This is a genomic window from Shewanella sp. FJAT-51649 (genome assembly GCF_019457435.1).
GTDB classification, from domain to species: domain Bacteria; phylum Pseudomonadota; class Gammaproteobacteria; order Enterobacterales; family Shewanellaceae; genus Shewanella; species Shewanella mangrovisoli.
The window spans coordinates 2,149,108-2,168,157 of the sequence record NZ_CP080411.1; the positions used below are offsets into that span (position 1 = coordinate 2,149,108).

Annotated in this window: 19 protein-coding genes and 1 pseudogene; 11 read left to right on the forward strand and 9 right to left on the reverse strand. The window is 48.3% G+C overall.

The genetic code is table 11. The features are described from left to right. Positions 1-20: 20 nt before the first annotated feature. Positions 21-356: a hypothetical protein gene (locus tag K0H59_RS09665; RefSeq protein ID WP_088211276.1), complete on the forward strand. Its 336-nt coding sequence runs from the start codon at positions 21-23 to the stop codon at positions 354-356. A gap of 24 nt (positions 357-380) precedes the next feature. On the opposite strand, the gene K0H59_RS09670 is transcribed toward K0H59_RS09665, so the two are convergent. Further along, complete coding sequence (locus K0H59_RS09670; protein WP_220055374.1) at positions 381-968, reverse strand: CoA pyrophosphatase; 588 nt, start codon at positions 966-968, stop codon at positions 381-383. A 25-nt stretch (positions 969-993) separates the two neighbouring features. Next, the gene (pabB, locus tag K0H59_RS09675; protein ID WP_088211274.1) at positions 994-2,397 is read right to left on the reverse strand and encodes an aminodeoxychorismate synthase component I; all 1,404 of its coding nucleotides are present in this window, start codon (positions 2,395-2,397) and stop codon (positions 994-996) included. Between the two features lie 121 nt (positions 2,398-2,518). On the opposite strand from pabB, the gene K0H59_RS09680 reads away from it, so the two are divergent. The 4 genes from K0H59_RS09680 to K0H59_RS09695 all read left to right on the forward strand — a co-directional run bounded on the left by K0H59_RS09680 (position 2,519) and on the right by K0H59_RS09695 (position 8,007). Next, complete coding sequence (locus K0H59_RS09680) at positions 2,519-4,063, forward strand: fumarate hydratase (RefSeq protein WP_220055375.1); 1,545 nt, start codon at positions 2,519-2,521, stop codon at positions 4,061-4,063. A 274-nt stretch (positions 4,064-4,337) separates the two neighbouring features. Continuing rightward, the gene (locus K0H59_RS09685) at positions 4,338-6,389 is read left to right on the forward strand and encodes a S9 family peptidase (RefSeq protein WP_164717957.1); all 2,052 of its coding nucleotides are present in this window, start codon (positions 4,338-4,340) and stop codon (positions 6,387-6,389) included. A gap of 168 nt (positions 6,390-6,557) precedes the next feature. After that, positions 6,558-7,016 carry a GNAT family N-acetyltransferase gene (locus tag K0H59_RS09690; RefSeq protein ID WP_220055376.1) on the forward strand — a complete coding sequence of 153 codons (459 nt, stop codon included), beginning with the start codon at positions 6,558-6,560 and terminating at the stop codon, positions 7,014-7,016. A 55-nt stretch (positions 7,017-7,071) separates the two neighbouring features. Further along, positions 7,072-8,007, forward strand: coding sequence for a M14 family metallocarboxypeptidase (locus tag K0H59_RS09695; RefSeq protein ID WP_220055377.1), 936 nt, complete (start codon positions 7,072-7,074; stop codon positions 8,005-8,007). 210 nt (positions 8,008-8,217) lie between these two features. On the opposite strand, the gene K0H59_RS09700 is transcribed toward K0H59_RS09695, so the two are convergent. The 4 genes and pseudogenes from K0H59_RS09700 to K0H59_RS09710 form a co-directional block, all read right to left on the reverse strand. Next, positions 8,218-9,474: a Y-family DNA polymerase gene (locus K0H59_RS09700; protein ID WP_220055378.1), complete on the reverse strand. Its 1,257-nt coding sequence runs from the start codon at positions 9,472-9,474 to the stop codon at positions 8,218-8,220. Next, positions 9,462-9,878 carry a LexA family transcriptional regulator gene (locus tag K0H59_RS21245; RefSeq protein ID WP_258405920.1) on the reverse strand — a complete coding sequence of 139 codons (417 nt, stop codon included), beginning with the start codon at positions 9,876-9,878 and terminating at the stop codon, positions 9,462-9,464. Before K0H59_RS21245 ends, K0H59_RS09700 begins: the two co-directional genes overlap by 13 nt. After that, positions 9,855-10,241: pseudogene (locus K0H59_RS21250) on the reverse strand (LexA family protein); the annotation flags it as partial. The gene K0H59_RS21245 and the pseudogene K0H59_RS21250, both read right to left, overlap by 24 nt. A 138-nt stretch (positions 10,242-10,379) precedes the next feature. Next, positions 10,380-11,024, reverse strand: coding sequence for a DUF938 domain-containing protein (locus K0H59_RS09710; RefSeq protein WP_220055380.1), 645 nt, complete (start codon positions 11,022-11,024; stop codon positions 10,380-10,382). 280 nt (positions 11,025-11,304) lie between these two features. Here K0H59_RS09710 and K0H59_RS09715 point away from each other — a divergent pair, with 280 nt between their 5' ends. Then, positions 11,305-12,594, forward strand: a complete 1,290-nt coding sequence (locus tag K0H59_RS09715; protein WP_220055381.1) for an FAD-binding oxidoreductase — start codon at positions 11,305-11,307, stop codon at positions 12,592-12,594. An 87-nt stretch (positions 12,595-12,681) separates the two neighbouring features. On the opposite strand, the gene K0H59_RS09720 is transcribed toward K0H59_RS09715, so the two are convergent. After that, positions 12,682-13,563, reverse strand: coding sequence for a LysR substrate-binding domain-containing protein (locus K0H59_RS09720; protein ID WP_088211265.1), 882 nt, complete (start codon positions 13,561-13,563; stop codon positions 12,682-12,684). Positions 13,564-13,758: 195 nt separating this feature from the next. Between K0H59_RS09720 and K0H59_RS09725 the strand changes: the two genes are divergently transcribed. The 5 genes from K0H59_RS09725 to K0H59_RS09745 all read left to right on the forward strand — a co-directional run bounded on the left by K0H59_RS09725 (position 13,759) and on the right by K0H59_RS09745 (position 18,321). After that, positions 13,759-14,898, forward strand: a complete 1,140-nt coding sequence (locus tag K0H59_RS09725) for an S-(hydroxymethyl)glutathione dehydrogenase/class III alcohol dehydrogenase (RefSeq protein ID WP_011622557.1) — start codon at positions 13,759-13,761, stop codon at positions 14,896-14,898. 126 nt (positions 14,899-15,024) lie between these two features. Then, complete coding sequence (gene fghA / locus K0H59_RS09730) at positions 15,025-15,864, forward strand: S-formylglutathione hydrolase (protein ID WP_011716846.1); 840 nt, start codon at positions 15,025-15,027, stop codon at positions 15,862-15,864. 320 nt (positions 15,865-16,184) lie between these two features. Beyond that, positions 16,185-17,027, forward strand: a complete 843-nt coding sequence (locus K0H59_RS09735; protein ID WP_220055382.1) for a trypsin-like serine protease — start codon at positions 16,185-16,187, stop codon at positions 17,025-17,027. A 112-nt stretch (positions 17,028-17,139) separates the two neighbouring features. Next, positions 17,140-17,925 carry a trypsin-like serine protease gene (locus tag K0H59_RS09740; RefSeq protein WP_220055383.1) on the forward strand — a complete coding sequence of 262 codons (786 nt, stop codon included), beginning with the start codon at positions 17,140-17,142 and terminating at the stop codon, positions 17,923-17,925. A gap of 54 nt (positions 17,926-17,979) precedes the next feature. Beyond that, positions 17,980-18,321, forward strand: a complete 342-nt coding sequence (locus K0H59_RS09745) for a hypothetical protein (RefSeq protein ID WP_220055384.1) — start codon at positions 17,980-17,982, stop codon at positions 18,319-18,321. A 151-nt stretch (positions 18,322-18,472) separates the two neighbouring features. On the opposite strand, the gene K0H59_RS09750 is transcribed toward K0H59_RS09745, so the two are convergent. Then, complete coding sequence (locus tag K0H59_RS09750) at positions 18,473-18,823, reverse strand: YdbL family protein (protein ID WP_220055385.1); 351 nt, start codon at positions 18,821-18,823, stop codon at positions 18,473-18,475. 24 nt (positions 18,824-18,847) lie between these two features. Continuing rightward, positions 18,848-19,048, reverse strand: coding sequence for a YnbE family lipoprotein (locus K0H59_RS09755; protein WP_011716849.1), 201 nt, complete (start codon positions 19,046-19,048; stop codon positions 18,848-18,850). Between the last annotated feature and the right edge of the window lie 2 nt (positions 19,049-19,050).

The window sequence follows — 19,050 nt, forward strand, 5'->3', positions numbered from 1 at the left end:
CTTAAAACTTGGGAGGCGGTATGCGGAAAGTCAAAATATTTCAGATGATCCTCGCCACATTATCCATTCTGGGCTGGACCTTGGCGGTGTACGCGTTGATGGTGTTTGGCGAGGCTCGCCCCGAACGAGAGGTCGGATCCTACTTGAGTCGCGGTGAAACCTTCAGACACTATTGGGACCCAAGCGAAACCGAATTACTGCAATACATCATCTGGGGCTGTGGTGCGATAAGCCTGATTAGTCTGGCGTTTAATTACTATGTCGCCCACCACAGCAAACTCGGTTATTGGTTTAATATTCCCTTGCTGCTGCTAACCTCGCTGGCGGCGGGTCTATACGTGCATTTTGTGATTTGAATTATCCAAAAGGGGAATGCGGGTTTACAGCATCTCCTCGGGCAGACTCAAATGCCGACAGAGGTGATCGATAATCGCCGCCGTTGCGCCCCAGATAAAACGCTGCTGATAGGGAATAAAATGTACGCTGTAATAACGCCCTTGGCGTAAAAACTGTTTGCGGTGGCGATTTTCCGGCTCGATAAAAAAGCTTAAAGGCACGGTAAAACAGTCGGCGACTTCGCCGGGATCGAGCCTTAAGGCAAAATCTTGCTTAATCATGCCTACGACAGGAGTGATTTCAAAACCGGTAAAGGTGTTATGGGCGGGGAGGGTGCCTATCACTTCAACATTTTCCCGGCAAAGGCCAATTTCTTCTTCCGCTTCCCTAAGTGCTGCCGTAATGGCGCTGCTGTCACTGGGTTCAATCTTGCCGCCGGGAAAACTAATTTGCCCTGGGTGCGCCCTAAGGTGCATCGGTCTTTGGGTTAAAATCAGATTGAGCTCGCCTTGGATTTCCTGCAAGGGGATGAGTACCGCGGCTTTACGTAACCCAAGGTGAGGGATAGCCGCCGGATCTTGCGTGGCTAAAGGATGCAGATTAAATCTGAGTCTAAATTCCGCTTGATCCATAGGCTTCCTATTCGTGTGCTGACGCTTATTGAGGGCTATCGAGTAAGGGTAAGATGCGGCTAATCTTATCGAAGCTTTCTTGGTACTCGGCATCGACATTCGAGTCGGCGACTATGCCGCCGCCCGCCCAGCAATAGAGCTTACCTTGTTCAGCCACTAGCGTGCGTATGGTGATACTGCTGTCCATTTGTCCATCTTGGCTGATATAACCCATGGAGCCACAATACAGACTGCGGCGTGAGGGTTCCAGTTCTTCAATAATTTCCATGGCGCGGATTTTAGGCGCACCGGTAATCGAACCGCCGGGAAAGGCCGCCCGCAGCAAGTCACAGGCATGGTATTGTGGGTCGAGCTTGGCGGTAACGGTACTGACTAAATGGTGCACCGCCGGAAAGCTTTCGACAGCAAACAAATGTGGCACTTGCACAGTACCGGGCGCTGCGACTTTGCCGATGTCGTTACGCAGCAAATCCACAATCATCACGTTTTCGGCGCGATCCTTGGGCGAATGGGCGAGAGCTTGCGCCGCTTGTTTATCTAGCGCTGGGTCGCTATGGCGCGGTAGAGTGCCTTTAATCGGTTTGGTTTGAATGTCGTCACCGCGAAGCTGAATAAAGCGCTCGGGCGAAATCGATAAAATCGCATTGTCATCCAGTCGCATAAAGGCGGAGAAGGGCGCTTGATTGGCACTTCGTAGCTTGCAGTAAGCACGCCATTCATCGCCTTGATACTCAGCTTCAAAGCGCTGGGTTAAATTAATTTGATAGCAATCACCGCTATGCAGATACGCCTGTACTTGATTAAATTTTGAGGTGTACTGGGCTTTGGTGAGCTGCGCCGACCAAGGGCTGGTGAGGCGAAACTCAGCCTGTTTGGTGGTGTCGGCTATTTTTGCTTCAATGATTTTCAATTGAACATCGAGCGCGGCATCCCCTAAATAGTGCACCATAAACCAGCTTTGCTGCTGATAATCGAAAATCAATGCCCAGTCGTAAAAGCCAATATTCATCTCGCCGAGGTGAATATCCTGCGCCGCAGTACTGGGGAGCTGTTCAATTCGGCGGCCTAAATCATAACTAAAGCTGCCCATGGCGCCGCCACTGAAGGGCAAATTGCAGCTAAAGGATTGCGGATACCAATGACGCAGCAGCAAATTAACCAGCGTAAAAGGGTCATCCTGCGGGCTGAGGTGAGGCGGCTCGGCTAATTCAGGCAGATGAACTCGAATGTCAGTGAGCTCGCCTTGGGTGATGAGGGTGGCGATGGGACCTGCGCAAATCATATCGAATTTAGCGTCCTGATGGGGCGCATTGGCCGAGTCGAGCAATATGGCCCAAGATTCTGCCGCAAAGTGTTCGAAGATTGCTGCTGTGCTGAAAGTCCAGTCAAGTTGGCGTACTGCCAGCGGTAATGCCGCCCTATTTGCCATCAATTAACCCTATCTAAAAATGTGATGTAGCCCAAAAAGATGGGAAAGAGTATCATATTGGCCCAGAAAGAATTACACAAAAAACAAGTAAGGCCCTAAAGGCTGCTGGAGCGCACCTACTATGTCATCTCACCATGAAACGTCTGAAAATGTAGTGATTAAACAAGCCGACTTTATTGAAAGTGTGGCCGATGCCCTGCAATACATCTCCTATTACCACCCAAAAGATTTTGTTGATGCCATGAGCGAAGCTTATGAGCGTGAACAAAGTGCGGCGGCGAAGGATGCGATTGCGCAAATTTTGATTAACTCGCGTATGTCTGCCGAAGGTAGACGCCCACTGTGTCAAGACACGGGTATTGTGACCACCTTCGTTAAGATTGGTATGGGGGTTAAGTGGGACAAAACCGATATGACCGTGCAGCAAATGGTCGATGAAGGTGTGCGTCGTGCTTATACCAACCCAGATAACCCACTGCGGGCATCGATTGTGGTTGATCCTGCAGGTAGCCGTAAAAACACCAAAGACAACACCCCATCCGTGGTGCATATCGATATGGTGCCAGGCAACCATGTGGAAGTGGCTATTGCTGCCAAGGGCGGCGGCAGTGAAAACAAAGCCAAGATGGTAATGTTAAACCCATCTGACGATATCGCTGCTTGGGTTGAAAAAACGCTACCAACCATGGGTGCGGGCTGGTGTCCTCCAGGTATGCTCGGTATCGGTATTGGTGGCACCGCTGAAAAAGCGGCCGTGCTGGCGAAAGAAGCGCTGATGGAAAGCGTAGATATCCATGAGTTAATGGCGCGCGGCGCAGAAACCAGCGAAGAAAAACTGCGTTTAGACATTTTCGAGCGTGCTAACAACCTCGGTATTGGCGCGCAGGGTCTAGGCGGTTTAACGACTGTATTAGATGTGAAAATCAAATCAGCACCGACCCACGCAGCGTCAAAACCTGTAGTCATGATCCCGAACTGCGCCGCAACGCGTCACGTTCACTTCCACTTAGATGGCACGGGTCCTGCTGATCTTGCGCCGCCGTCACTGAGCGATTGGCCTGAAATCACCCGCGAAGTGGGCAGCGATGTTCGCCGCGTGAACTTAGACACAGTGACACAAGCTGATATCGAACAGTGGAAGAGCGGTGAAACTATTCTACTGAGCGGTAAAATGTTGACCGGCCGTGACGCTGCCCATAAACGTATTCAAAGCCTGATTGAAAGCGGTGAAGGTTTACCAGAGGGCGTAGATTTCACTGGTAAGTTCATTTACTACGTAGGCCCTGTTGATCCAGTCGGCGCTGAAGTTGTAGGTCCAGCGGGCCCAACAACGGCAACTCGTATGGACAAGTTCACTGACCTGATGCTGGATAAAACCGGCCTGATGGGCATGATTGGTAAGGCTGAGCGTGGTCCTGCGACCGTTGAATCTATCAAGAAACACAAAGCGGTGTACCTGATGGCTGTGGGCGGCGCGGCTTACTTAGTGTCTAAAGCGATTAAGAAATCACGCGTAGTGGCCTTTGCCGATTTAGGTATGGAAGCGATTTACGAGTTTGACGTTGAAGATATGCCAGTGACTGTGGCGGTTGACTCAAACGGCGTAAATGCCCATGAAACCGGCCCTGCGATTTGGAAAGTGAATATCGCTAACGCCAAAGCCTAAGCAAATGGCCTAAGCGAATGTCCTTCTTGCAAAAATGACGCTTTTTTAAGCGGGATTTGAGCGGGATAGGGCGGCGAGTGGTACTCAATGACGCCATTCGATGCTGACTGACAATTTGTCACAAAAAAATACGCTCAAGTACGCCTTTTGGCTTGCTTGAGCGTTTTTGTTTCGTTAGTGTGGCAAACTTATCTTCACAAAGACGATTGATGATCGTTTTGACCGTTCATTCGGTACAACTACCGAATGTGTTTAACAAAAGATGGATATAACAATGAAAATAGCTCCTCTCCTATTGGCGCTTGGCGCGGCAGGTTTGGCCTGCTCTGCCCACGCGGCCGATCCTAAGCCTTTTACTGTGCAACAGCTGGTTAAACTCAACAAATTGCATTCAGCCGCGGTGTCCCATGATGGCACAAAATTGGTCTACGGCCTGAAGACCGTTAATGACAAGGGAGAGGCGAGCTCGGATTTATATATTCTCGATCTGACGCAAGCGGACGCTAAACCTATGCAGATCACCTCGGCTGCGGGTACTGAGCACGATGTCAGCTTCGCAAACGATGACAAATCAATTTATTTCCTCGCCAGCCGCAGTGGTTCAAGCCAGCTGTTCCAACTGCCATTAACGGGCGGTGAAGCGCAGCAAGTTTCTGATCTGCCATTGGATATCGATGGTTACAAACTCTCTAACGATGGCAAGCAAATCGTGCTCAGCATGCGCGTCTTCCCAGAGTGTAAAGACTTAGCTTGCTCGAAGGACAAATTCAAGGCAGAAGAAGAGCGTAAATCGACGGGGCGTGAATACAAGCAGTTGATGGTGCGTCACTGGGATACCTGGGAAGATCATGCCCGTAACCACTTATTTGTGGGTGCTCTTAACGGCGAAAAGCTGACCAAAGTGGTAGACATCACCCAAGGTTTGGATACCGAAACTCCACCTAAGCCATTCTCAGGCATGGAAGAAGTGACCTTCACACCTGACGGTAAATATGTGGTGTACAGCGCCAAAGCGCCAAGTAAAGATCAAGCTTGGACCACAAACTACGATCTGTGGCAGGTGAGTGTAAATGGTGGCAAGGCCACTAACTTAACTGCCGATAACATCGCTTGGGACGCCCAGCCAACATTCTCAAGCGATGGCCGTTATATGGCGTACCTCGCGATGACTAAACCCGGCTTCGAAGCTGATCGTTACCGCATTATGCTGCGTGATACCAGCACTGGACAGTCGAAGGAAGTGGCACCGCTGTGGGACAGAAGCCCAAGCTCGCTGATGTTTGCACCGGACAACCGTACTCTGTATGTGACGGCGCAGGACATTGGCCAAGTGTCTATTTTCAAAGTGAATACTCAGTTTGGTGATGTGCAGTCTGTTTACAGCGACGGCAGTAACAGTCTGATTGCGATCGCCGACGATCAACTGATCTTCGACAGCAAAACCTTAGTTGAACCGGGCGATCTGTACCGCATCAACACCGACGGCCAAGGCCTGAAACGTCTGACTGAAGTCAATAAAGACAAGCTGGCCGAAATCAAATTCGGTGAATTCCAACAATTTAGCTTTAAGGGTTGGAATAACGAAGATGTTTACGGTTACTGGATCAAACCTGCCAACTACCAAGAAGGCAAAAAGTATCCGATTGCATACTTAGTCCACGGTGGTCCACAAGGTTCATTTGGTAATGCCTTCAGTGGTCGTTGGAATGCCCAGTTATGGGCAGGTGCGGGCTATGGCGTTGTGATGGTGGACTTCCACGGTTCAACCGGTTACGGCCAAGCCTTTACCGATTCTATCAGCCAAGATTGGGGCGGTAAGCCATTAGAAGACTTACAAAAAGGTCTAGCTGCGGTGAGTCAGCAACAAAAATGGCTCGATCCGCAAAATGCCTGTGCCTTGGGTGGTTCTTACGGCGGCTACATGATGAACTGGATCCAAGGCAACTGGAACGATGGCTTTAAGTGCCTCGTTAACCACGCGGGTCTGTTCGATATGCGCTCCATGTACTATGTTACCGAAGAAGTGTGGTTCCCAGAGCATGAGTTTGGCGGCACTTACTCAGATAACAAAGCCTTATATGAGAAGTTTAACCCAGTAAACTATGTGGAAAACTGGAAGACGCCAATGCTGGTTATCCATGGTGAGAAGGACTTCCGCGTGCCTTATGGCCAAGGTTTAGCCTCATTCAGCTATATGCAGCGTAAGGGTATTCCATCAGAGCTGTTAATTTTCCCTGACGAAAACCACTGGATCTTAAAGCCAGAAAACCTAGAACAATGGTACGCGAACGTGTTCCGTTGGATGGATAGCTGGACGAAAAAGTAATCTAGGATAATGGACTTAAATCCACTGGGTATTAAGTCCCGTTAACTTGTTGCCAAAGCCAGAACCCTGTTCTGGCTTTTTAATAATTGGATGGTTGGTATCCAGCTAAACACGCCGTCGAACGAACAGCGTTAAATACTGGCTACAGTTATATATCAAGGAATGAAGATGCAGATCAGAGCGGCGAGTACAGCAGATATTGAGTCGATAAGCGCGTTAATTACGCTGCTTACACGAGTTTATATCACTCCCACGTGTACAGATGTGGGCGCTGAAACCTTAGTCAACGCCATGTCGGTTGAATCGGTGGCGCATTATTTTGCCTTAGGTTATCAATATCATGTTGCAGTGAATGAGGTTGGTGAACTCGTCGGTGTGGTAGGGATGAAGGATAACAGTCATCTTTATCATCTATTTGTGGCGGATATTGCCAAGGGGCAAGGCCTGTCGCGTCAGCTGTGGGAGCTTGCTAAAGCTGAGTGTCTAGCGAAGGGGAATCCCGGCACTTTTACCGTCAATTCTGCGGTGAATGCGCTGCCAGTCTATCAGCGCTTTGGCTTTATTGCGCAAAGTGATATTCGCGAGCGCGGTGGGATCCGCGATATTCCAATGCAACTCGTGCTTTGATCTATAACGATCTTTAACCATAAGACCAAAACATAAAATCAGAAGAAGATAACCTATGGCGAATGTGAGTTTTTACCCAATCGGGACAATCGGTGAAAAATGGGGCGATGCTGAAAAGGCGGCATGGTTTGCTAGTACGCAAATTAAGCGTTCTTACCAAGACAATGTTGTCACGCCACTAAAAGCGATGGAGTCACAACTGGCCGAATTAGGGCTGAGTGTGGTGCAATATGGCGCCTTATCAATTGATCCTGCGCGTTATCCCTTGTTTGCGGTCAAATCAGCAAGCTTCGATCCGAACAAGAAAACCGTCTTAGTCACAGGTGGCGTACACGGCTATGAAACCAGTGGCGTGCATGGCGCTTTGGCCTTTTTGGCTAACAACGCGGCTCATTATGCGAAGCGAGTAAACCTAGTGGTGGCAGTATGTGTAAGCCCTTGGGGTTATGAGACCATCAATCGCTGGAACCCGAAAGCTATCGATCCAAACCGCTCGTTTTATGCTAATAGTCCCGCTGAAGAGTCGGCAGCACTGATGGCACTGGTAGCAAGCGTCCCACAAGGTTTTGATGTGCATGTGGATTTACATGAAACCACCGACTCGGATGAAGACGAATTTCGTCCAGCCTTGGCCGCGCGTGATGGCAAAGACTTTATCCCCGGCACCATTCCAGATGGTTTTTATGCCGTAGGCGATACCGAAAATCCGCAGGATGCCTTCCAAAAGGCGATTATCGATGGGGTAAGCAAAGTGACTCACATCGCACCCGCCGATGACAAGGGCGAGATTATCGGCTCGACTGTGGTGCAACACGGAGTGATCAACTACCCATTAAAAGCGCTAGGTTTATGCAGCAGTGTGACGGGTTGTATTTATAACACCACCACCGAAGTGTATCCCGACAGCCCATCGGCCACACCCGCAGAGTGTAACCTAGCCCAAGTCGCGGCGGTCACCAGTGCCATCGACTATATATTAGCGTTGAGCTAATTGAGTTTGTTTGAAACTAAGCCTGAACAGCCGTAACGCTTTTCAAGACGCGAGCAATTGATTTTGCTTAAGTTAAAATGATAAAAGCCCTCAAACGAGGGCTTTTTATTGCCAACGCCCTTCCATATTTATGTAATAGCATCGGTTTTTACTAATTTATTCTGTTGTTTTGGGCAAAATTTAGGTCACTCCAGTTCTTGCAATGAACGGCTAGCATTTTACTCTAGGTATGCCACCCCACAGCGTCGTGTATTGTGGTGTGAGTAATGCGCGACGCATTGCCCATTTCTGTTCTATGCCTTGTGCGGCTAAAAATAAGGTATCTCGCCCATAACGGGCATTTATTCCATCAAATGCGTTCATTAGTGTGGGTTTAGTTTTAGATAAATTGAACAAATCGAGTTGTTGATACCTATTTTGTTCGAGATTTATCAGGCCTATTCCTATTTTGTAGTACTTAACTCCTGGTCGAAATAATCTTGGTGCTGCTAAAGACGCTGCTTGCGTCATCTCAATGGTACAATTGGTTGCAGTGGGGAAATGGATAAGGGATTTAAAACCAACGGGTTGTTCATCGTAAGGGGAGTTATTGGCAAAAATCAGCATCGATTTGCAACATGAGCCCTGTGCTCTGGCTTTTGCCGCTGCAATCCCAATGTGTTTGCTCAATGCTTGTAGTAACGCCTCAAAATCCATGATGCGCTCACCCACGGAGCGAGTGGAAAATATCTGTTGTTTATCTGCCCGCGTGTGATCCCATTGTTTACAGGCTGTGCCATTAAGTTCTCGGACGGTTCGTTCTATCTCTATGCTGAATTGCTTGCGAGCAAGGCCTGTTGGCATTTGTGCCAGATCGTAAGCGGTGTGAATGCCCATACTCACCAATTTTTTGCTGAGGCGGCGCCCAATTCCCCATACATCACTGACTAAGAGTTGTTTAAGAATTTCAATTCGTTGAGGTTCATTATCTATCAGGCAAACACCATGATAGCCGGGTAATTTTTTAGCGGCATGATTAGCGATTTTAGCCAGTGTGAGTGTTGCACCTATGCCAACGCAAACGGGTATGCGAGCTTCTTTCCAAACGGTTTGGCGGATGCGAAGGCCGTGTGTTTTTAAGCAGGGGATGCTGGTGTGGCAGTGCTTGAAGGATAAAAATGATTCATCAATGGAGTAAATATGTTGGTCGGGAGCGAAGCGGCCGATGATTTCCATCATTTTTGCCGACAAATCGGCATACAGCTCGTAGTTGCTAGAACACACTATTACCCCTAGTTTGGCGCATTGTTCTTTGACATGAAAATACGGCGCAAATTTGGGGATGCCAAGTTCTCTGGCCTGACGGTTGGCAGCCACGATACAGCCATCGTTATTGCTTAGTACGATAATCGGTTTGCCGCGCCAATCGGGGCGGAACACTTGCTCAGCGGAGCAATAAAACGAGTTGGCATCGACTAAGGCGTACATGACCATAAGCCCTGTAATGAAGATTTAAAATGCATTCTAATCGAGCGAATAACAATTCCTTCAACACTAAAAGTGTCGCAATCTCGTATCGGCACGGCATGGTATTGCGGATTAGCAGACAGTAACATCCTGCGTTTTTTATCAAAAATTTTGCAGATAAACTCGCCATTGAGCTGGGCAACGATAACGGCTCCCTGTAATGCGTTAACTTGTCGGTCAATAATTAATATATCTCTATCATATATCCCTTCATCTTGCATGGAGTCCCCTTGGGCGACACCAAACCAGGTTGCACAAGGGTGTAATACCAATAGATCATCCAGGTTTGTCCTAAGCTCAGAATAGTCTGAAGCAATATTAATAGAATCATTGAGATAGAAATGTTGCCTCAAGGTTCTGATCACGACCCCTTCAACGCAAAAATCATCGTAATCGTGTATCACTATGGCTTGGCAGTTTTCATGGGAAGAGAGCAGCATTCTCTGTTTTTCATCATAGATTTTGCAGATGAACTCGCCATTGAGTTGGCCATAAATCACACACCCTGTGTAAGGCTTAATATGGCGGTCGATGACCAGCAGATCGCCATCGAATATGCCGACACCTTTCATCGAGTCGCCTTGAGCGATACAAAGCCGTGTTGCACTGGGGTGCAATACGAGTAAATCATCAAGACACAATCCAAGCTGAGTATATTCTGCTGCTGGGCTTTCAAAGCCGCTAATTCCCGCGTGAGCGGGCCAAGGAATAATAGGGTAAACACGCATAGCAATATAATTACTGTATATAAATACAGTAATTATAGCGAGCATTGTTCTATTCGCAAATGGGACTGAGTGTTAAATTGGCTTGCTAGTCAGTCAGTACAGGTTAACCACATGATTAAGTTAGTGTTTTACTTAGTATCAGTCAGTGGCGTGTTTTGAAAAATGCAGCAGCCGATTATTGGCGGGCATGGCGGTATCTGCAATCAGTGTGAAGGCTTGCGCTTGGGCGAGCTGAATAATCCATTCTATGTCCCGAATCCCACTCTCACTATCTCTTTGTTTTAAATACTGATCGAATTGATGATTGCTGTCGCTAGTAAACTGGCCTTGGTAGTTAAAAGGGCCGTAAATACAGAGAGTCTTGAGTTGTGGCAAATATTGGCCCAAGCCAGTAAAAAACGCTTCAACCATAGCTTGACTCATAATATGCAGAGTATTGGCGCTGAATACGGCGTCGATACGGATGTCATCGATGGGCCAAGGCTGGGTGACATCGAGTGCGAAGGGCAAGCCGAGGTTGTTGATGCCTTTTTGATGCCCTTGTTGGCGGCATCTTGCACTAATGCCCTCAAGGTATTCGGTTTGATCGCTGGTTTGCCAAAAAAGCTGAGGCAGATTTTCAGCAAAGTAGACCGCGTGTTGTCCGGTGCCGCTGCCAATTTCAAGCACCTGTTTGGTGTTGGCAAAGGCAGTTTGTAGCACGGCGAGTATGGGCGCTTTGTTATTTTCACAGGCTTGAGAAAAGGGCAGCAAGCTAGGCGGCGTTTGAGGATCCTGAAACATGGTATGTCCTAAATTTTTCCTTGCGAGGGGTAGGCAAAGTGTTTGTCTTACACAAACTCGGTGTCAGCCTGCCATCGAGGTCATGATGGCCTGTAGCTTAAGCCAATGCGGCGGCGAATTCTATTGATAAGCACGCTTCTGGATGGGTGCACTACTTGAGTTTCATTCCGTTCCTACAATTTGATGTTGACCCAGATATTGGCTTCGATATACTCAAAAATTCTGAACAAATGTAAAAAATATAAAACAAAAACAGCTTAAATCTGTTCAAAGGAGCCCTATGTCTGCCAAACGCTGCGCCTCTTATTACAATGCCACCATCAAGCAAGAGTCTGATTATCCACAACTTGAAGGTGATGTTCGGGTCGATGTAGCCATTATCGGTGGTGGATTTACCGGTGTAGCGACGGCGGTGGAATTGGCCGAAAAGGGTTACCAAGTGGCGCTACTTGAGGCCAATAAAATTGCCTGGGGCGCCACTGGCCGCAATGGTGGCCAAGTGACGGGAAGTTTGTCCGGCGATGCCGCCATGACCAAGCAATTGCGGTGTCAGCTTGGTCAGGAGGCCGAGGATTATGTATGGGATCTGCGCTGGCGCGGCCACGATATTATTAAAAACCGAGTGGCGAAGTATGACATTGATTGTGACTTAAAATTTGGCCATATCCAGACGGCGTATCGCCCCGCACATCTGGGCGAGTTACAGCAAATGTTCGATGAAGCCAATCGCCGTGGCATGGGTGAGTTTATGACCTTAGTGCCTGCGCAGGAGATGCCAGCCTATTTAGCTTCGCCCTTGTATCACGGCGGGTTGGTTAATCGGCGTAATATGCATCTGCATTCGGTGAATTTATGTCTTGGTGAGGCGCGAGCCGCAGCCTCCTTAGGCGCTAAGATTTTTGAACACTCGCAGGTGCTGGATATACAGCAAGGAGAGCTGGCAACTGTGGTCACGCCAAAGGGCAGGGTGAAGGCAAACAGTGTACTTATCGCCGGTAATGCCTATCATAAATTGGGCCGACCTCAGCTGCGGGGCATGTTATTTCCCGCCTCACTTGGCAATTGCGCGACGGTACAATTGCCGCCAGAGCTGACTAAACAACTCAATCCGCAGGATTTAGCCGTGTATGATTGCCGCTTCGTGCTGGATTATTACCGCTTAACCGCCGATAACCGTTTGATGTTTGGTGGTGGTACCAATTACAGCGGCCGCGATCCTAAAAACGTTGCCGCCGAGCTGCGTCCGGCGATTGAACGCACTTTCCCGCAATTAAAAGATGTCGATATTGAATTTGCTTGGGCTGGTATGGCGGGGATCGTGATAAACCGTATTCCCCAATTGGGCAAGATAGCGCCGAATATCTTCTATTGTCAGGGATATTCGGGTCATGGTGTCGCGACTTCTCATATTATGGCAGAGATCATGGGGCAGGCGATCGATGGGCAAATGCGCGAGTTCGATCTCTTCTCCGCGATGCGTCATATCCGGATCCCATTGAATGAATGGTTTGGTAATCAGGCCCTTGCCCTAGGGATGTTGTATTACACCCTGAGGGAGAACTGGCGCTAAATAGCGTGTAATCCATCAAACTCAGCGGCGTTATTGCTACTAAAATTGGATGATTTATTACTCTGGGTCGCCGCGATGAACTCGCTACTACGCATTCACAATTGCTAGTTTTTCCGCCAGATAATCCACTAATACCCGCACTTTGGCGCTCAGGTGACGATTCTGGGGGTAGAGCGCCCAAATGCCTTCTTTAGCTTCGCGGTGGGCGTCGAGGAAGGAGATGAGTCTACCCGCATGAATATCTTCCTCAATATAATAATCAGGGAGTTGCACGATCCCTATGCCCTTTAACGCTGCATCGCGCAGGGCATAACCGCTGTTGCAGATAAGGTTGCCACGTACCTTGATATTGCGCTCGCGGCCATTTTCGATAAAGCGCCAGTAATTGTGATTTCCGATCAGGCAATTATGTTGATTTAATTCCGAAAGCGTATGGGGCTCACCGTATTTTTCAACGTAACTGGGTGAGGCGGCCACATAATGGGTGCGGCTACTTAAGGGTTTGGCCATCAGGCTGGAGTCGGCGAGTTTGCCAAGGCGAATAGCCAAATCATAGCCGCCTTCAATCAAGTCTAAGGTTCTGTTGGTCAAGTCGACATTAAATTCCACGCTGGGATACTGCACCATAAAATCATTGAGCAATGGCATGATAAATTTTTCGCCGTAGGCCACGGGCGCGGTGAGTTTTACTAATCCTTGGGGTGAGCCCTTTAGATCGGTAATGGCCCGCTCAGCCTCCTCGAGTCCTGTCTGCAACTGGCGGCAATGGCGATAATAAATCGTGCCTTCTTCGGTGAGCGATACCTTACGAGTCGTACGGTAAAACAGCTTAGTGCCGAGGCGATTCTCCAGCGCGCCGATTTGCCGACTCACGTGGGCGGTGGACACATTGAGGCGCTGCGCCGCCAAGGTAAAGTTCTCGGCTTCGGCCACTGCCACAAATTCTGATATGCCATCCCAAAGGTACATTATTACCCCTTGGTAAAAATGAATTGCCAAAATGCTAGATTATCAATCCTCAGGAAATAAATACAATCTAGTGACTGCATTACTGCACACTATTTTTAAGCTTATCCGCCCGCCCCAATCTATGCTTACAAGCGAGTCGGGCTAGGATAAGCCGTAAATCGATAAGCCCATTGATTAAGAGAAGGAAAGGCAAGCATGTCGAACGAAAAACCACAGTTTATCAAGTCAAAGGCCGCCGTGGCCTGGGGGCCGGGACAGCCGCTCAAGATTGAAGAAGTCGATGTGATGTTACCTAAAGCCGGCGAAGTGTTAGTTCGCATCGTGGCGACTGGGGTATGCCATACCGATGCGTTTACCTTAAGTGGTGACGATCCGGAAGGCGTGTTCCCTGCGATCCTCGGCCATGAAGGCGGTGGTATTGTTGAGCAAGTGGGCGAAGGCGTGACCAGCGTGCAGGTGGGCGACCATGTGATCCCACTTTACACACCAGAATGCGGCGAATGTAAATTCTGTTTATCGGGTAAAACAAACCTGTGCCAGAAGATCCGTGCGACCCAAGGCAAAGGTTTAATGCCAGATGGCACCACGCGTTTCTATAAAGATGGCCAGCCCATTTTCCATTACATGGGTTGTTCTACTTTCTCTGAATACACTGTATTACCTGAGATTTCATTGGCTAAAGTCAATAAAACCGCGCCATTAGAAGAGATCTGTCTGCTGGGTTGTGGTGTGACGACAGGTATGGGCGCCGTAATGAACACCGCTAAGGTGGAAGAGGGCGCGACCGTGGCGATTTTCGGCCTTGGTGGTATCGGTCTTTCGGCCATTATTGGCGCAACAATGGCTAAAGCCAGTCGGATCATTGCCATCGATATCAATGAATCCAAATTCGAACTTGCCCGTAAATTAGGGGCAACCGATTGTATTAACCCGAAACATTTCGACAAACCTATTCAAGAGGTGATTGTCGAGATGACCGATGGCGGCGTGGATTACTCCTTCGAATGTATCGGTAATGTCAATGTGATGCGCAGCGCGCTCGAGTGTTGCCACAAGGGCTGGGGCGAGTCAGTGATCATTGGGGTTGCGGGCGCAGGGCAGGAGATTTCTACCCGTCCATTCCAACTGGTGACGGGGCGTGTATGGCGCGGTTCTGCCTTCGGTGGTGTGAAAGGACGCTCGCAATTACCTAAAATCGTTGAACAATACCTAGCGGGTGAGTTTAAGCTCGATGACTTTATCACCCACACTATGGGACTTGAGCAAGTTAACGAAGCCTTCGACTTGATGCATGAAGGCAAGAGCATTCGCAGCGTGATCCATTTCGATAAATAAGCGCTCAGTTTGCCATCACAGCAGCAGATAACCGCATACAGCTTATCTGCTGCTTATGCGTTTTAAGCTTGTGATAGGGTCTTGAACGGCAGCTAAACGCTAAAAGTGAACAGGAAAGGGATTGAAATGACCATAGAAAATATCAGCTGTAACAAGAGCTTTGGTGGTTGGCACAAACAGTATCGCCATCAATCTCAGGCGTTGAATTGCGAGATGCGCTTTGCGATTTATCTGCCTCCGGAGGCGGCCAACAAACCTGTGCCTGTGTTGTATTGGCTATCGGGTCTCACCTGTACCGACGAAAACTTTATGCAGAAGGCGGGCGCGCAGCGTATTGCGGCTCAATTGGGGATAGCCATCGTTGCCCCAGATACCAGCCCGCGTGGTGATGATGTTGCCGATGCACCGGATAAAGCCTATGACTTAGGCTTAGGCGCGGGGTTTTATTTGAACGCGACCAGAGCGCCTTGGAATCGTCACTATAAAATGTACGACTATATAGTGCATGAACTGCCTGCGTTGATCGAAGCCAATTTCCCCGTAACAGATCAACGCGCTATTTCTGGCCATTCGATGGGCGGGCACGGCGCGTTAGTCATAGGGTTAACCAATCCCCACAGATACAGTTCAATCTCGGCCTTTAGTCCTATCAGTAATCCAAGCAACGCGCCTTGGGGGATTAAAGCTTTTACCGAGTATTTGGGCGAGAATCGCGAGCACTGGCGCCAATACGATGCCTGTGAGTTACTCAAATTGGCGATTAACGAAGTGCCCGTATTAGTCGACCAAGGTGACGCCGACAGCTTTTTAGAGGCGCAACTGATGCCGCAAACGCTCAGTGATATTGCCAAAGCAAAAGGTTACCCCTTAGATTTGCGTATGCAGGCGGGATACGACCATAGCTATTATTTTATTGCGAGCTTTATCGAAGAGCACCTTAAATTCCATAGCTTGTATTTTAAATAAGGCTGCCTAGCGTTAACCACCTTAGGGTTTAATATAAAAAGCGCAGTGAACATTAAGTTCACCGCGCTTTTTATTTTCTACGGACAAATTGCGATGTCATTCAACATGTCATGTTGTTCCATTGCGCCTGAATGATTTGAATGCAGCGGCTATATCTCAAATAAGAAAAAGCTGTTAAGTTCTCGCCAATAGGAATATCGGGTTTAATAGGAATGACTGGGTGCAATAGCATTGCCTTAATCACTCGGTAGTTACCGTCTTAGTGTGGGCATTTTATTTGAGTTAATCCGCTCGCCCAATCTAAATGGCATAGGGACATAATGCGTATCACTCTAACGATTTTACTCCTCTGTTTTAGCCTATCGGCATCGGCCCTAGTGGTGCGCCACGATGTGGATGCGCAAAAGTACCTTGCTGATGCGAGCGATTTTCCACCCTTAGCCACTTTTTATACCGATGGCGCCCATGGCGTCTTAATCAAGCCAGATTGGATTGTGACTGCGGCTCACGCCACTTTTTGCATCACCCCCGGGAGTGATATTCGGATACTGGATACTGACCATAAGGTCGACAGTGTATTTGTGCATAAGGGGTATCAGCCAGGCATTAGCCATGACATTGCATTAATCAAATTAGTCGACCCCGTAACAGACGTGACGCCTGCTCGACTCTACAAACGCTCCGATGAATTAGGCAAAAACATCTGGTTTATCGGGGCGGGTGGCACCGGAAATGGTTTAACGGGGCAAACCGTGGATAATGGCGCCAATGCAGGAGTGCTGCGCAAAGCGCAAAATAGCGTCGAATTTGCCCAAGGGCCATTATTAACATTTACATTCGATTCGGGGGATGAGGCGCTACCCTTGGAAGGGGTTTCTGGCGGCGGTGATAGTGGTGGTCCAGCCTATCTCACGCTTGAGGGCATACATTACTTACTTGGGATCAGCTCCAGAGTGGGTGGAGGCGAAATAGGCAAGTATGGCGTGGTGGAAGTGTATTCCAGAGTGTCTTTCTTTAGCGCTTGGATTGAGGATATCACCAGTGGCGATGCCAAACTGCAGCAGCAATTCGCCCTGCCAAAACTGGATAAACTGCCAGCAGGAATGACGGCAGAAATGTTAGCCGAAGTCTGTGCTGATATAGGGTTAAAACCATCTCTTTAATGCGATAGATTTAACCACGGTTAATTCTACTTCATACCAACTTATGTCACGGCTAAGTGCGCGGTTAACTGAATAGTGGCGAAAGACAACATACAACGATAGGGAGTTCAATATGAAATGGATGTTCGTACTGTTACTGGCGATAACCAGTACCGCCCATGCCATGATTATTAGACATGATGTGGATGACGCGAAATATCAAGTGGCGGCGCAAAGCGATAATTCGACGGTCACCTTTTTAGGACTTTATAAAGGTGATGAAATCGTGCTTGGCACTGGCAGCCTTATCGATAAGCAATGGATTGTGACAGCGGCGCATGTGGCCAATGAGCTAAAGACAGACAATAAAGTGCAATTTAAAACGGATTTCTACTCGATTAAAGAGGTGATAAAACATCCACTTTGGAAAGAAAGGCATTTTCCCAATGACATAGCATTGGTTCAATTGGCTTCTCCCATCGAAGATGCAACACTCGCTAAATTGAATCATGCCTCTACCGAAACGGGCAAAATCGCCACCTTCGTCGGACGTGGTGATTATGGTAATGGGCTGGAGGGTGTCGCGGGGGCCGATAAACAATTACGCGCGGCCCACAATGCCGTGGTTGGGGTGCAAGAACAATGGCTGCAATTTGTCTTTGACCGCGACGCGAATGCCTTGCCGTTGGAGGGGATAAGTGGCCCTGGAGATTCGGGTGGCCCCGCGTACCTCGCCTCGGCCGATTCAGTTTGCCTTATCGGTGTCAGCTCATGGCAAAATGCTGAGTCAACGAATTGGGAAGAGGGCAAGTATGGCGTGATTGAACATTACTCACGTATTTCATACTTTCGGGATTGGATTGAGCAAACGTTATTTAAGGCAGCAAATATTAGGCTCGCTGGCTGCTCTGATAGCTAATTGATAACAACGAGCAATGTGAGCCTAACCTCAACTTATCTGCTTTAGGAAACTATGGGTAAACTGCCGATTTTGTGTTGCTCACTCACCATGTTGTTTGGTTGCCATACGAGGGGGACCTATGAACAAACAAGCCAAGAGTTGACGGGACTTGAAGTAATAGCGCCCCATCTTGGTTACTTCAAATCATGGGCGCCAATTGGCAATGAAGGAGCCAATCAGATGACGGCTGAGCGACAAGCTGAACAAGTTCAGGCGCTGAATTTGTGTTTGGAACAGTTGAGTTCATCTACTGAAATGTTGCCTAGTCACGCACTACGCAGTGTTTTACTCGTCCAGTGTATGCAGAAACAAGGCTGGCGATTCGTGGTTGAAGAGCTGTATATCACTCGGTAGTAAAAATCGCGCACAAATTTAACTTCATCTCTTGGGGCTTTCCAAGTGCAATCGCATTGATAGGGTCAATCTGCAAGATATGCTTGAGACAAAAACGCCTGCAATTGCAGGCGTTTTGGTGAGTGCTTAGTCGCTTTGCTGTACTAACTCTCTACTTTTTAACCCATTTTCCTTGGGCATTTTGCACATAGTTGCCTTTATCTGTGGCGGCGATGGCTTTTTCACCGGCAAGTTTGGCTACATCGGCGGCGGAGATATTGTTCTTTTTAGCGATGGTTTCGTAATGGGCGCGGCGTTTGTTGTTCACATCGTCCATCACGGTCTTGGCCTCGCTATTATTTTGCACTAGGCCTAAATAACCATTGAGCTGCTCACCTAAGTAACCTTGGGATTTAGCTTCCTGCAATGACATGGCAAAGGCATTTAAGCTGAATAAACTCAGGCCGAGCAACAGCAGTAATGTTGGCTTTTGTAGCAGGGTTTTGAGTGGCATTGATTTCATTGTATATTCCTCAATTCTTTGTGATTAGAACAACTTATCATCTGATAGAAGCTGATCTAGCTCCTTATCCACTTTGATTTTTATCTCGTGTTCAATTTTCACATTGAGATTAATCACAATCGGTTTGTCAGGCGGCTCAATCTTTACCGTTGGGGCACAGCCTTGCAATGCCGCCAGTAGCAGCAATGTACCTAAACTCACTTGCTGTAATTGAATGATCTTCACTG

Excerpts from the sequence above, each read along its gene's own strand:
- K0H59_RS09740 (WP_220055383.1), top strand. The coding sequence starts at position 17,140 with ATGAAATGGATGTTCGTACTGTTACTGGCGATAACCAGTACCGCCCAT.
- K0H59_RS09670 (WP_220055374.1), bottom strand. The coding sequence starts at position 968 with ATGGATCAAGCGGAATTTAGACTCAGATTTAATCTGCATCCTTTAGCC.
- fghA (WP_011716846.1), top strand. The coding sequence starts at position 15,025 with ATGACCATAGAAAATATCAGCTGTAACAAGAGCTTTGGTGGTTGGCAC.
- K0H59_RS09680 (WP_220055375.1), top strand. The coding sequence starts at position 2,519 with ATGTCATCTCACCATGAAACGTCTGAAAATGTAGTGATTAAACAAGCC.
- K0H59_RS09665 (WP_088211276.1), top strand. The coding sequence starts at position 21 with ATGCGGAAAGTCAAAATATTTCAGATGATCCTCGCCACATTATCCATT.
- K0H59_RS09700 (WP_220055378.1), bottom strand. The coding sequence starts at position 9,474 with ATGTACGCCTTAGTCGATGCCAACTCGTTTTATTGCTCCGCTGAGCAA.
- K0H59_RS09750 (WP_220055385.1), bottom strand. The coding sequence starts at position 18,823 with ATGAAATCAATGCCACTCAAAACCCTGCTACAAAAGCCAACATTACTG.
- pabB (WP_088211274.1), bottom strand. The coding sequence starts at position 2,397 with ATGGCAAATAGGGCGGCATTACCGCTGGCAGTACGCCAACTTGACTGG.
- K0H59_RS09715 (WP_220055381.1), top strand. The coding sequence starts at position 11,305 with ATGTCTGCCAAACGCTGCGCCTCTTATTACAATGCCACCATCAAGCAA.
- K0H59_RS09725 (WP_011622557.1), top strand. The coding sequence starts at position 13,759 with ATGTCGAACGAAAAACCACAGTTTATCAAGTCAAAGGCCGCCGTGGCC.
- K0H59_RS09685 (WP_164717957.1), top strand. The coding sequence starts at position 4,338 with ATGAAAATAGCTCCTCTCCTATTGGCGCTTGGCGCGGCAGGTTTGGCC.
- K0H59_RS09690 (WP_220055376.1), top strand. The coding sequence starts at position 6,558 with ATGCAGATCAGAGCGGCGAGTACAGCAGATATTGAGTCGATAAGCGCG.
- K0H59_RS09745 (WP_220055384.1), top strand. The coding sequence starts at position 17,980 with ATGGGTAAACTGCCGATTTTGTGTTGCTCACTCACCATGTTGTTTGGT.
- K0H59_RS09735 (WP_220055382.1), top strand. The coding sequence starts at position 16,185 with ATGCGTATCACTCTAACGATTTTACTCCTCTGTTTTAGCCTATCGGCA.
- K0H59_RS09720 (WP_088211265.1), bottom strand. The coding sequence starts at position 13,563 with ATGTACCTTTGGGATGGCATATCAGAATTTGTGGCAGTGGCCGAAGCC.
- K0H59_RS09710 (WP_220055380.1), bottom strand. The coding sequence starts at position 11,024 with ATGTTTCAGGATCCTCAAACGCCGCCTAGCTTGCTGCCCTTTTCTCAA.
- K0H59_RS09695 (WP_220055377.1), top strand. The coding sequence starts at position 7,072 with ATGGCGAATGTGAGTTTTTACCCAATCGGGACAATCGGTGAAAAATGG.